The sequence below is a fragment of the Arthrobacter sp. H41 genome, assembly GCF_000520535.1.
In the GTDB taxonomy this organism is placed as follows: Bacteria; Actinomycetota; Actinomycetes; order Actinomycetales; family Micrococcaceae; genus Arthrobacter_D.
In genome coordinates, this window is the sequence record NZ_KI914810.1 from 1 (window position 1) to 12,598 (window position 12,598).

9 protein-coding genes are annotated in these 12,598 nt (G+C 67.5%); 5 read left to right on the plus strand and 4 right to left on the minus strand.

Annotation, left to right across the window (positions count from 1 at the left end):
* On the plus strand, positions 1-1,568 hold a 1,568-nt coding region (locus tag Y705_RS22375), incomplete at its 5' end, for a hypothetical protein (protein ID WP_026533033.1).
* A 40-nt stretch (positions 1,569-1,608) separates the two neighbouring features.
* Here Y705_RS22375 and Y705_RS0111995 read toward each other — a convergent pair.
* The 4 genes from Y705_RS0111995 to Y705_RS19530 all read right to left on the minus strand — a co-directional run bounded on the left by Y705_RS0111995 (position 1,609) and on the right by Y705_RS19530 (position 5,613).
* Entirely contained in the window at positions 1,609-2,688 is a 1,080-nt protein-coding gene (locus Y705_RS0111995) for a glycosyltransferase family 4 protein (protein ID WP_026533034.1), read from the minus strand.
* Positions 2,685-3,710 carry an alpha/beta fold hydrolase gene (locus Y705_RS19525; protein ID WP_081738013.1) on the minus strand — a complete coding sequence of 342 codons (1,026 nt, stop codon included), beginning with the start codon at positions 3,708-3,710 and terminating at the stop codon, positions 2,685-2,687. Before Y705_RS19525 ends, Y705_RS0111995 begins: the two co-directional genes overlap by 4 nt.
* Positions 3,710-4,540 carry an aldo/keto reductase gene (locus tag Y705_RS0112005; RefSeq protein ID WP_026533035.1) on the minus strand — a complete coding sequence of 277 codons (831 nt, stop codon included), beginning with the start codon at positions 4,538-4,540 and terminating at the stop codon, positions 3,710-3,712. The genes Y705_RS19525 and Y705_RS0112005 overlap by 1 nt, the downstream gene beginning before the upstream one ends.
* A gap of 80 nt (positions 4,541-4,620) precedes the next feature.
* The gene (locus Y705_RS19530) at positions 4,621-5,613 is read right to left on the minus strand and encodes a sugar-binding transcriptional regulator (RefSeq protein WP_081738014.1); all 993 of its coding nucleotides are present in this window, start codon (positions 5,611-5,613) and stop codon (positions 4,621-4,623) included.
* Between the two features lie 111 nt (positions 5,614-5,724).
* Between Y705_RS19530 and Y705_RS0112015 the strand changes: the two genes are divergently transcribed.
* From Y705_RS0112015 to leuS, 4 genes are all read left to right on the plus strand, one after another.
* Positions 5,725-7,473, plus strand: a complete 1,749-nt coding sequence (locus Y705_RS0112015) for a glycerol-3-phosphate dehydrogenase/oxidase (protein ID WP_026533036.1) — start codon at positions 5,725-5,727, stop codon at positions 7,471-7,473.
* Positions 7,474-7,606: 133 nt separating this feature from the next.
* A complete protein-coding gene (locus Y705_RS19535; protein ID WP_049822679.1) occupies positions 7,607-8,350 on the plus strand; it encodes an MIP/aquaporin family protein in 744 nt (247 codons plus the stop codon).
* Between the two features lie 72 nt (positions 8,351-8,422).
* Positions 8,423-9,937 carry a glycerol kinase GlpK gene (gene glpK, locus Y705_RS0112025; protein ID WP_026533037.1) on the plus strand — a complete coding sequence of 505 codons (1,515 nt, stop codon included), beginning with the start codon at positions 8,423-8,425 and terminating at the stop codon, positions 9,935-9,937.
* A gap of 356 nt (positions 9,938-10,293) precedes the next feature.
* On the plus strand, positions 10,294-12,598 hold a 2,305-nt coding region (leuS, locus tag Y705_RS19540), incomplete at its 3' end, for a leucine--tRNA ligase (RefSeq protein ID WP_081738015.1).

Below are 12,598 nucleotides of genomic sequence, written 5' to 3' on the forward strand. Positions count from 1 at the left end.
AGGCGTTCCTCCTGCATCTTGCGGCGGGGGAGTCGCCGCGCGCTGTCCTCACGTCGGTGGGAGGGTTCGGACCGCGGGCCTGGCCGGAAGAGGTGACCGACGCGGTCGCCGCAGTGGTGACCTCCGGCCGCGGCGCCGTCGTCGTCGTTCCGGACCAGCGAGACCTGGCCCGCGTGGAAGCGGCGCTGGTGAACCGCCTCGGTCCGGACATCGTGGCGCGCCTGACCGGCGAGGACGGCCCGACGCCGCGCTACCGCAACTTCCTCCGACTGCTCCACGGGCAGGCGCGTGTGGCGGTGGGCACGCGGTCGGCGGCCTACGCCCCCGTGCAGGATCTCGGCCTTGTCTGCCTGTGGGACGACGGCGACGACCTCCACCTCGAACAGCGTGCCCCGTACCATCACGTGCGGGACGTCGTGCTGCTGCGCGCCGAGCAGGAGCAGGCGGCGGCACTCCTGGCCTCGGTGGCGCGGAGCACTGAGGCGCAGCGCCTGGTCGACGGGGGGTGGGCGCGGTCCATCCACCCCGGCCGCCCCGAGATCCGGCGCAGCACCCCGCGCGTGCAGCATGCCACCGACGCGTTCCAGGTGGAGCGCGATCCCCTCGCCGCCCAGGCCCGCATCCCGCATGCAGCATGGAAGGCGGCCCAGGAGGGGCTGAGGAAAGGCCCGGTGCTACTGCAGGTCGCACGGACGGGGTTCTCCCCCGCCACCGCCTGCGAGCAGTGCAGGAACCCTGCGCGGTGCACCGTGTGCACGGGTCCGCTGGCCCAGCTGAGCCGCGGTGGTCCCTTGTCCTGCCGGTGGTGCGGACGCCCGGATTCCTCCTGGCGCTGCGCCCACTGCGGTAGCGGACGGATTCGGGCCACCGTATCGGGTGCCACACGTACTGCCGAGGAACTGGGCCGTGCCTTCCCCGGAGTGCCCGTGGTGTCCTCGGCGGGCGAGCACATCGTCGACGCCGTGCCGGATGTGCCCGCCGTCGTCGTGGCAACGCCGGGCGCGGAGCCGCTCGCCGTCAACGGGTACGCGGCGGTGATCCTGCTCGACGGCACTGCGCTGTTGAGCCGCGAATCACTGCGCGCGGGGGAGGACGCACTCCGGAAATGGTTCACTGCGGCGGTCCTTGCCCGCCCGGCCGAGCAGGGCGGACTCGTCGTGGCCACCGGGGACGACGACGCCACGATCGGGCACCTCGTCCGCTGGGACCCGCTGGGTGCGGCCTCGAGGGAGCTGGCGCTCCGGCAGGAACTGGGCCTTCCACCATCGGTACGCTACGCGGCGCTGACCGGCAGCAGGGAAAGCCTCGCAGCATTCGTGAAGGGCATCGATCTGCGGCTCTTCGTGCGCCGCGCCGGGCCGGTTCCGGTGCCGACCGGAGGAGGGAAGCCTGTGGAAACCGATCCGGGCTCCCTGGCGGGAACCGGCGGGCACCGACTGCTGCTCTTCTTTTCCTACCGGAACGCTGCGTCTGCCGTTGCCGGACTGCGGGCGCGACGCGTCGAGTTGTCCGCAAAGCGCACGAGCGAGCCGGTGCACATCCGCTGCGATGCCGTCGACATCCTCTGACGTTCGCTGACATCCTTTACTGTCCCAGCGGAGCCTGCGCTCACCGCTGCCGGTACAGGCGGACCGCCTCTTCCGCGGCATCGAGGAGTTGGCGTGCCGAGCGCTCCCAGGTGTAGGCGGAGGCGCGTGTCATTCCCTCCGCTGAGGCACGGTGCCACCGGTCGGGGGAGCCGAGCTCCCGGATCGCGGCAGTGAATGCCGCGGGATCATCCGGGTCGACGAAGAGCGCTGCGCTGCCGCCCACCTCCCGGAAGATCGGCGTGTCCGCCGCGACGACCGGCGTACCTGCGGCCATCGCCTCGATCACCGGCAGGCCGTAGCCCTCCGCCCTGGACAGCGTCACGAGGGCAGCGGTCCCGGCGAGCAGCGCGTTGTACTCGTCGTCGCTCACGCCGTCATGGAAGACCACGGTGGCGCCGTCCGGGACCAGCTGCTCGAGCTCGGCCCGCCGGTCAGCCAACACCCGGCTCAGCAGGTGCAGCGTGTAGTCCGGGAGTCCGGCCATTCCCGCGATCACGGTCTCGACGTTCTTGTAGGGCATGAACGAGCCCATATACAGCAGGGACCTCTCCGGTTCTCCGCCCGGTGCCCGGGAAACGGCGGAAGCCTGCGGCGCGTTTCCGACAACCCGCACCGGACGCCGCGTGAGACGGTGACGGGACATGAGGGAGGCCGTGGTGTCGGAGATGGTCGCGACGACGTCGGCGCGGTTCAGCAGCAGGCGCTGTGGCCAGTAGGCGAGGTGGTAGAGCCGCCACAGCACGCGGATCGGGAGGGGCAGGAACGACGGCGGGGTGCGGTTCTGGTAGTAGATGAGGTCGTGCAGGGTCAGGACCAGAGCATACTTCCGTCCACAGGAACCCATGGTCTGCATGGGGCTGAACACGACGTCGGGTGCCAGCCGGTTGACGGTCCTGGCGATGAACGGTTCGGCGGGGGAGAGCGGGCTTCCCGCCAGGACATGGGGGACGTCGGGCAGCAGGGCGAGCTGCCGCTCGTCGCTGATGAGCATCGTCACGTCCGCGAGCCCGGCGACGGCGGCGACGAGGCTCGCGCCGTAACGGCTGATGCCGTCGTGGTGGTCGGTGCGGGTGAACCGGGCGTCGAAGACGATCCTCACTGGGCCGGCTCCGGAGGCGACGGCGCCGGAATACCGGGGCACCGTTCGACGGCGTGGCCGGCAGCATGACCGGAGGTACATCCGGGAACCTGTCCGACGGCTGCATCAGCGGCCGGGACGCCGGCGAGGAAATCGGTGATCAGGCGCGCTGCCTCGTCGGGCTTCTCATAGTGGATGAGATGCCCCACACCGGGAAGAATCGACAGGGTCGAGGAGGGGATGAGGGCGGCGAGTCTGCGCTGGCCCTCGAGGGAACCGATGTCGTCGAGCTCGGCGGCGATCAGGAGGACCGGCATCCGGAGGTCCGCCGCGCTGTCCCGGACGGTTCCCGAGATGGAGGCGCGGAACGCCTCGAGGACCACGCGCCGCGAGGCGAACGAGCTGAAGTGGGCTGCGTGCTGGGCGTGGATGTAGCGGCGCACCTCGGGAACCCGGGTCTTGGCCATAAAGACGCTCATGAGCCGCACGATCAGCGGATTGGCAAGGAGCGCCCTGCCCCCGGCCTCGGGCAGGTGCGCGGCTGCAACGTAGTACAACTCGGCGGCTTTGGACGCCAGGCGGCTGGGGCCCTCGAGGGCTGGAGCGCAGATGGGGTTGACCAGCACGAGGGCGGCAACTCTTCCGGGATGCCTGGCGGCGAAGTCGGCTGCCACGATCGAACCGAAGGAATGCCCGAGGAGCACTGTGGACGGCCCGAGCGCAAGTACGCCAAGGCTGTGGTCCACGAAGCGCGAGTAGGCCTCGGTGGTGTGCGCGCCGTCGAGCTGCCCCGACTGACCGAAGCCCGGGAGATCCGGCACGATGACGCGGTTCCGTGGGAGGGCCTCGACAATCCGGAGGAGCCCGTGATGGTCCCCGCGGAATCCGTGGACCAGAAAGATGACCGGGGCACCGCCGGCCGCGGTTTCAGCCGGCGGGAAATCCCAGTAGTGCTGGAGCACCCCGTTCCACGGGATGGTCCGGACGACGGCGGGCCTTTCCGTGCGGACGGTGCCGTCGGCGGTGCCCGATGCTGCCGCCATCAGTTCACCTGGTCCGGGTGGGAGCCGAACCGCCGGCCGCGGTCCAACTGCCCGATGGCGGCTCCGTGTCCGGCGTCGAGCTCGAAACCGAAGATGTCCAGGTTTCCCGCGATGCGGTCGGCACTGCTCGCCTTCGGAATGGTGAGGTTGCCGGTTTCGTAGTGCCATCGCAGGATCACCTGGGCGGGCGTGCGCCCGCACTCGGTGGCGATGGCCTGGACGACCGGGTCGTCGAGGACGGCGCCCCTGCCCAGGGGGCTCCAGGCCTGCGTTGCGATCGAGTGGGCTTCGTGGAACGCACGCAGCCCGTGCTGCTGGAGGTAGGGGTGGAGTTCCACCTGGTTGACGGCCGGCACGACTGTTGCATCCTCGAGGAGCCGCTCGAGGTGGTCCTGCTGGAAGTTCGACACACCGATCGCACGCGCCCGGCCGTCGCGGTACAGCTGTTCGAGCGCCCGGTAGGTATCCCCATACAGTCCGCGTTCGGGGCACGGCCAGTGGATGAGGTACAGGTCCACGTAGTCGAGCCCCAGGCGGCCCAGGGATTCCTCGAAGGCGCGCAGGGTTGCGTCGTAGCCGTGATCGCCGTTCCAGACCTTCGTCGTCAGGAAGAGTTCCGGGCGTCCCACGGTGTCCGCTGCCTGACGTACAGCCTGCCCGACACCTTCTTCATTTCCGTAGAGCGCCGCGGTGTCCAGGGTGCGGTACCCCGCGTCGATCGCCGTCGTGCACAGCGCAGCCGTCCGCTCCGGCGGCACCTTGTACACGCCGTAGCCGACGGCGTCGATATGTGAGCCGTTGTTGAGCTGGACTCTCGGAGCGCGTTGCATAGTGGAACTCTACCGAGAAGCCCGGGGCGGCAGTGGACATCGCCAGCTGCGGAACGGGTACGGGGAATTCCGCATGGCGCTCAGGAATGGATCAGCCGACGCGCGGAGCCCTCGTCGAGGATCAGGTCCGTCGCGAGTCCCGCGGCGAGCGCCCCCCGAAGTCCATGGATCTTCGATTCACCGGACACCACGCAGATCCGCCGTTGGACCTTCTTCAGCAGGGTGAGGTCCGGCCCCGTACTGCGCCCGTTGAGCAGGATGTCCCGATGCGAGCCATCCGCCCGGTAGAACATCGTGGCGATATCGCCCACCACGCGGTCCCGCTCGAGCTGCTCGAGGTCACCGGCGTCGAGGTAGCCCCCGCTGTACACGTGGCTGGGGACGCCGGCGCCCATCGACCCGACACCGAAGATCGCCATGGTCATACGGTGCTGCAGGTCGAGGATGCGCCGGACGCTGCGCTCGTTCCACATGGCCTTCTTGGTCTCGGCGTGGTCGAAGAAAGCGGGAACAGGGAACTGTTCGACACGCGCACCATACGCCTGCCCGAACCGCCGCAGGATCTCGCTCGCGTAGCTGATACCGGTGGTCTGGGTGTTTCCCGCGCCGTTCAGCTGCACGATTGCGCTGTCATGCGTGAGTTTCCGGGTCAGGTGGTGACTGACGGCGCTCAGCGTGGAGCCCCAGGCCACACCGATGATGGCGTTGGAGTCGACGAGCGGCCCGATGGTCCGAGCCGCCTGGATGGCCACGCGCTCAAGGGCCTCGGAATCGCTCACGGTGTCCGCGACCGGGACGACATGCGCCTCGACGCCGAACCGGCGGCGGATGTGCTGCTCAAGGGCCGGCGCCCGCTCGGACGGGTTGTTGACCTGAATCTGCACCAGGCCCGTCTCCCTCGCCATCGACAGCAGCCGGGACACGGTGGAACGCGAGGTCCCCAGTTCGCGGGCGATGGCGTTCATCGTCAGATCCTGCAGGTAGTACATCTGCGCAGCACGGAGGGCTTCCCGCGAGCGGTAGCCGGAAGCGCCCGGTGCCGGGTGACTGGTGTCGTCGTCGATGGCCGTCATCCTCCCAGTCTCGGCGCCCCTGCACGTTTGTGCAATTCGGTTGACTATTATTCCCACCGGTCAGAAGAATGGGCATCAGCCACCGAAACCGATCAGTTACGGAGAAGTACCTTGAGGAATTCCGCCGAGCATCCCCACGGGAACGGCACCCCAGCCCACCTCCGCGCCGGGGTGCAGCGGCTGAAAGACAACCCCCGGGCCCCGGTGCTCATCATCGGCGGCGGGATCAACGGAGTCGGAACCTTTCGGGACCTCGCGCTGCAGGGCATCGACGTTGCACTCGTGGAGCGCGGTGACTACTGCCAGGGCGCTTCCGGGGCATCGTCCCACATGATCCACGGCGGGATCCGTTACCTCGAGAACGGGGAATTCCGCCTGGTCCGCGAATCCGTCGTCGAGCGCAACGCCCTGATGAAGATCGCACCCCACTACGTGAAGCCGCTCCAGACCACCATCCCGATCTACACCACGTTCTCGGGAATCCTCTCCGCCCCCATGCGCTTCCTGACGCATCGGCAGGGCAAGCAGGTGGAGCGCGGTGCGGTCCTCATCAAGGCCGGTCTCACGATGTACGACTTCTTCTCGCGGGACGGCGGCAACGTGCCCCGGCACTCCTTCGTGGGAAGGAAGAAGGCCCTCGCCGCGATGCCGCACCTCCGCAAGGACGTCAAGTATGCGGCGACCTACTACGACGCATCGGTGCACAACCCCGAGCGGCTCACCCTGGACGTGCTGAGGGACGGCCAGATCGCGAATCCCGCTGCCCGCGCCGCCAACTACGTGAGCGCCATCGGCAACGGCGAGGAGGGTGTCCTGCTCCGCGACGAACTGAGCGGTGAGACCTTCACGTTCCAGGCCGACGTCGTCGTCAACGCCACGGGCGCCTGGACCGACGGCACGAATGGCGCGCTCGGCGCCGAGACCCGCTTCATGGGCGGCACCAAGGGTTCGCACATCGTGCTGGACCACCCTGAACTGCTCGAGGCATGCAACGGCACCGAGATCTTCTTCGAGCATCTCGACGGGCGCATCGTGCTCATCTATCCGATGGGTGACCGCGTCCTCGTGGGGACAACCGACATCGACGTCGACATCGACGAGCAGGCCGTCTGCACCGACGAGGAGATCGGATACTTCTTCGAGCTGATCGGGCATGTCTTCCCGGACATTCGGGTCTCGCAGGAGGACATCGTCTACAGCTTCTCCGGTGTCCGTCCACTGCCCCGTCACGACGACACCCAGCCCGGTTTCGTGTCGCGCGACTACCGCATCGAAAAGCGCGAGGAGACCCGGGGGAGCCGGGAGGTCACCACGCTCAGCCTCGTGGGAGGCAAGTGGACCACGTTCCGTGCCCTCTCGGAGCACCTCGCCAACGATGCGCTCGCGGCGCTCGGGAAACAGCGGTCCTCATCGACAGCAGGTGTGGCGGTCGGTGGAGGAAGAAGCTTCCCGAGGAGCGCAGCCGAGGAGCGCGACTGGATCCGGAAAGCCGTCCGCCCCGGAATCGACGAGGCAAGGGTCGGGATCCTCCTGACCCGCTACGGCACCCGGGCGGAGGAAGTTCTCGACTTCCTCGCCGAAGAGCCCGAAACGCTGTTTAATTCCACCAGGGAACTCAGCGGGCGTGAGGTGGCCTACATGGTGGAGCACGAGCAGGTCGGCCACCTCATCGACATCCTGATCCGGCGCACCTCACTCGCCTTCCGCGGGTTGGTGACGGCTGAGTTGCTCACCGAACTCGCACAGGCCCTCGCACCATTGCTCGGGTGGAACGAAGCGGAGACCGCCGAGGAGATCCGCGGTGCCGCGGAGGTTCTCGCCGGGTCGCACCGGGTGAAGGTGGAAAGTTTGATCGTGTAGGGCTTCGCCCTTGCGATCGGGCCGCTGATCCAACCAGCGGTCGCAGTGCCATCGGCAGTGGTTGCCGGGGGGAACCAACGGTGCCGTCGAGGCGGCGGCGCCGTCAATAAATGAATAGACAGAGGAGTCAAAGATGTCTCTTGAAGTATTTATCGCTGAAGCGTTCGGTACCTTCCTGCTGTTGTTGCTGGGTACCGGCGTCGTCGCCAACGTTGCCCTGGCTCGAACCAAAGGCAACAACGGCGGCTTCCTGATGGTCAACTTCGGCTGGGGCCTTGCGGTCTTCGCCGGCGTCTATGTGGCGGCCCTGTCGGGCGCCCACCTGAACTTCGCGGTGACGGTAGGGCTCTGGGTCAACGGTGACACCGCCGAATTCGCGGGCGGCGTGGACAAGACGTTCATCAACGCCATGGGCTACCTCGCAGCACAGATGCTGGGCTCCATCCTCGGAGCCGTCGGCTGCTGGCTGGCCTACAAGCAGCACTTCGACGAGGAGCCGGATCCCGCCAACAAGCTGGGTGTCTTCGCCACGGGTCCTGCTATCCGCAACGCAGGCTGGAATGTGGTCACGGAGGTGATCGGCACGTTCGTGCTGGTGTTCGTCATCCTGTCCTTCGGCAACACTCCCTCGGGACTGGGTCCGCTCGCGGTTGCGCTGCTCGTCGTCGGTATCGGCGCGTCGCTGGGCGGGCCCACCGGCTACGCGATCAACCCGAACCGTGACCTCGGCCCGCGTATCGCCCACGCCTTCCTGCCCATCAAGGGCAAGGGCGGCAGCGACTGGGGCTATGCGTGGGTGCCGATCGTGGGACCGGTCATCGGCGGCATACTCGCCGGGCTCGCCATCCAGTTCGTCGATTTCCCGCTTCCCGCCTAGTACCAGCCCAGCCACCCGCAACGGCACCAGGGGCGCCGGCGGGATCCACGACATTCAACAAAGGAGTAAGACATGTCGCAGTACGTCATTGCCATCGACCAGGGAACCACGTCGAGCCGCGCCATCATCTTCGACCACCACGGGGACATCGTCTCCTCCGGTCAGAAGGAACACGAACAGATCTTCCCGCGAGCCGGCTGGGTTGAGCACGACCCCGCAGAGATCTGGAACAACACGCGTGAGGTGATCGGCAACGCCCTGTCCAAGGCGAACCTGACCCGCCACGACATCGCCGCCGTCGGCATCACCAACCAGCGTGAGACCGCCGTGGTGTGGGACAGGACCACCGGCAAGGCGGTCTACAACGCCATCGTCTGGCAGGACACCCGCACGCAGAACATCGTGGACGAGCTCGCGAAGGACGGCGGCGTCGAGCGCTACAAGGCCAAGGTGGGGCTGCCCCTGGCCACCTACTTCTCGGGAACCAAGATCAAGTGGATCCTCGACAACGTCGACGGCGCCCGGGAGAAAGCCGAAGCCGGCGACCTGATCTTCGGCAACACAGACTCCTGGGTCACCTGGAACCTGACGGGCGGCACCGACGGCGGCGTCCACATCACCGATGTCACCAACGCCTCGCGCACGCTGTTCATGGATCTTGAAACCCTGTCCTGGGACGAGGGCATCCTCGCCGACTTCGGCGTTCCGCTCTCGATGATGCCCGAGATCAAGTCCTCGTCCGAGGTCTACGGCACAGTCCACGGCTCACAGCTGCTGCGCGAAGTGCCGGTGGCCGGCATCCTCGGCGACCAGCAGGCAGCGACATTCGGTCAGGCAGCATTCGACAAGGGCGGTGCGAAGAACACCTACGGCACCGGCAACTTCATGATCGTGAACACCGGCGAGGAGATCGTCCATTCGAAGAACGGCCTGCTCACGACGGTCTGCTACCGGCTCGGGGACGCGAAGCCGGTCTACGCGCTGGAGGGTTCGATCGCCGTCACCGGATCACTCGTGCAGTGGCTTCGGGACAACCTCGGCATCATCAAGACCGCACCCGAGGTGGAGCAGCTCGCAACAACGGTCGAAGACAACGGTGGCGTCTACATCGTCCCGGCGTTCTCCGGCCTCTTCGCACCGTACTGGCGTTCGGACGCCCGCGGCGCGATCGTCGGCCTGACCCGCTTCGTGAACAAGGGACATATCGCCCGTGCAGCGCTGGAAGCGACAGCTTTCCAGACCCGCGAAGTCCTGGACGCGGCCAACGCCGACTCCGGCGTCGACATGGAGGACCTCAGGGTCGACGGCGGCATGGTCGCCAACGACGCCCTGATGCAGTTCCAGGCGGACATCCTCGGCATCCCGGTCATCCGGCCCAAGGTCACGGAGACCACGGCGCTCGGCGCTGCCTATGCCGCGGGCCTCGCCGTCGGGTTCTGGAAGGACACTGACGAACTCGCCACCAACTGGGCGGAGGACAAGCGCTGGAACCCGTCGATGGACGAGGCCGAGCGTGAGCGCCAGCTGCGCCTCTGGAAGAAGGCCGTCACCAAGACCTTCGACTGGGTCGACGAGGACGTCCAGTAACACCGAGTGCGGCCGGGTTCCCCGACCGGCTGGCTGCCCGGTTCGTTCCCTTCGGGGAAACGGGTCGGGCAGCCTGGCGTCAGTGGGCAGTGGTCAGCCTGGCTTCAGCGGGCAGTGGTCAGCGCGCTCCGTCTGCGTCACCTGCCTGCGCCGCTGCTTCGGTCGACCCGGGCGCGGACACTGCTAAGGTATTTCCATGTTTGTTTCTCTGCCGCACGAGCTCCTTCTTACCTAGCCGCCCGGTTCCAACCGTGCGGCGGCCCCTCCATGTGTGAGGGGCTTTTGTGTGTCCGGCCGGACTGTGATCCCGGGCGCGCCCGCCGCCGCAGCAACGGCGGCAAGCCGCACCACGCACGATGAACGTTTCTTCGAACAGGACAGGGCGATACCCAGTGAGCACCCACCCCGAGGCCGCGCAGCCGAACGAGAACACCTATGACGTCGCTGCCATCGAAGCGCGATGGCCCGCAGTGTGGGAGGAACTCCAGCCCTTCCGGCCGGCCGATGACGGCGTCCGGAAGCGCCGCTACGTGCTCGACATGTTTCCCTACCCCTCGGGGGATCTCCACATGGGCCACGCCGAGGCTTTCGCGATGGGGGACGTCGCCGCGCGCTACTACCGCCAGCAGGGCTTCGACGTCCTGCACCCCATCGGGTGGGACTCCTTCGGTCTGCCGGCCGAGAACGCGGCCATCAAGCGGAACGCCCACCCCGCCGAGTGGACCTACGCGAACATCGAGACCCAGGCCAACTCGTTCAAGCGCTATGCCATCAGCGTCGACTGGTCCCGGAGGATCCACACCTCGGACCCCGAGTACTACCGGTGGACGCAGTGGCTCTTCGTCCGGTTCTTCCAGAAGGGCCTCGCGTACCGCCGCAATTCACCGGTGAACTGGTGCCCCAAGGACCAGACCGTCCTGGCGAACGAGCAGGTCATCAACGGAGCCTGCGACCGCTGCGGGACCCTCGTGACCAAGAAGGACCTGAATCAGTGGTACTTCAAGATCACGGATTACGCGGACCGCCTGCTGGATGACATGGAGCAGCTCAAGGGCCACTGGCCCGAACGCGTCCTGGCGATGCAGCGCAACTGGATCGGACGCTCCGAGGGCGCGCACGTCAGCTTCGCCATCGAGCCCGTGGACGGTCAGGCCGGCCACGAGGTGGAAGTCTTCACGACCCGCCCGGATACCCTGTACGGCGCAACCTTCTTCGTGGTGGCAGCCGATGCGCCGCTGGCGCTGGACCTGGTCATCCCGGACAAGCGCGGTGAGCTGGAGGCCTACCGCGAGGAGGTCAAGGCGCTGTCCGAGATCGAGCGCCAGGCCACCGAGCGGGAGAAGACCGGCGTCTTCACCGGCCGGTACGCCGTCAATCCATTGAATGGCGAGAGACTGCCCGTCTGGGCCGCGGACTACGTCCTGGCCGACTACGGCACGGGCGCCATCATGGCTGTTCCGGCGCATGACCAGCGCGACCTCGACTTCGCCCGCCGTTTCGACCTTCCTGTCCGCACCGTCGTCGACACCGGCGCAGAGGACGCGGCCGTGACCGGCGTCGCGACCACCGGCGAGGGAACCCTCGTGAACTCCGGCGAACTGAGCGGCCTGGCCAAGGACGCGGCGATCGCCAGGGCCATCGAGCTGGTGGCCGCGCAGGGTACGGGTGAGCGCACCATCAACTACCGCCTGCGCGACTGGCTGTTGTCCCGGCAGCGGTTCTGGGGCACGCCCATCCCGATCATCCACTGCCCATCCTGCGGCGAGGTCCCGGTCCCCGATGACCAGCTGCCCGTCCGGTTGCCTGAGAACCTGCGCGGTGAGGACCTTTCCCCGAAGGGCACGTCTCCCCTGGCGGCAGTGGAGGAGTGGGTCAACGTTCCGTGCCCCTCGTGCGGAGGGGCGGCCAAGCGGGACACCGACACGATGGACACCTTCGTCGACTCGTCCTGGTACTACCTGCGCTTCCTTTCACCTGACCTCGAGACGGCACCCTTCGACACCGACGCCGTCAACAGCTGGCTGCCCGTCGGCCAGTACGTCGGGGGAGTGGAACACGCGATCCTGCACCTGCTGTACAGCAGGTTCTTCACCAAGGTCCTGTACGACATGGGAATGGTCGGTTTCACCGAACCCTTCGCTGCGCTCCTGAACCAGGGCCAGGTGCTCAACGGCGGAAAGGCGATGAGCAAGTCGCTGGGCAACGGTGTCGACCTGAGCGAGCAGCTCGACCGGTACGGCGTCGACGCCATCCGCCTCACCATGGTGTTCGCCTCCCCTCCCGAGGACGACGTCGACTGGGCGGATGTCTCGCCGTCGGGCTCCGCGAAATTCCTGGCCCGCGCCTGGCGCCTCGGAGCCGACGTGACGAGCGCGCCGGGAGCTGATCCCGCCTCCGGGGACCGGGAGCTCCGCTCCATCACCCACCGCGCGGTGGCCGACGCCGCGGAGCTGATGAATGCCAACAAGTTCAACGTGGTGGTCGCCAAGCTGATGGAACTGGTCAACGCCACGCGCAAGGCCATCGACTCCGGTCCCGGGGGCGCGGACCCTGCGGTACGCGAAGCCGCGGAAGCGGTGGCGGTCCTGCTCAGCCTCTTCGCTCCGTACACTGCCGAGGACCTGTGGAGCCGGCTGGGCCGCAGCGCGACCGTCGCCGCTG

Bases quoted from the DNA above. Each gene is read 5' to 3' on its own strand.
- Y705_RS19525 (WP_081738013.1), bottom strand. From the start codon at position 3,710: ATGGCGGCAGCATCGGGCACCGCCGACGGCACCGTCCGCACGGAAAGG.
- Y705_RS0112005 (WP_026533035.1), bottom strand. From the start codon at position 4,540: ATGCAACGCGCTCCGAGAGTCCAGCTCAACAACGGCTCACATATCGAC.
- Y705_RS19530 (WP_081738014.1), bottom strand. From the start codon at position 5,613: ATGACGGCCATCGACGACGACACCAGTCACCCGGCACCGGGCGCTTCC.
- Y705_RS19535 (WP_049822679.1), top strand. From the start codon at position 7,607: ATGTCTCTTGAAGTATTTATCGCTGAAGCGTTCGGTACCTTCCTGCTG.
- glpK (WP_026533037.1), top strand. From the start codon at position 8,423: ATGTCGCAGTACGTCATTGCCATCGACCAGGGAACCACGTCGAGCCGC.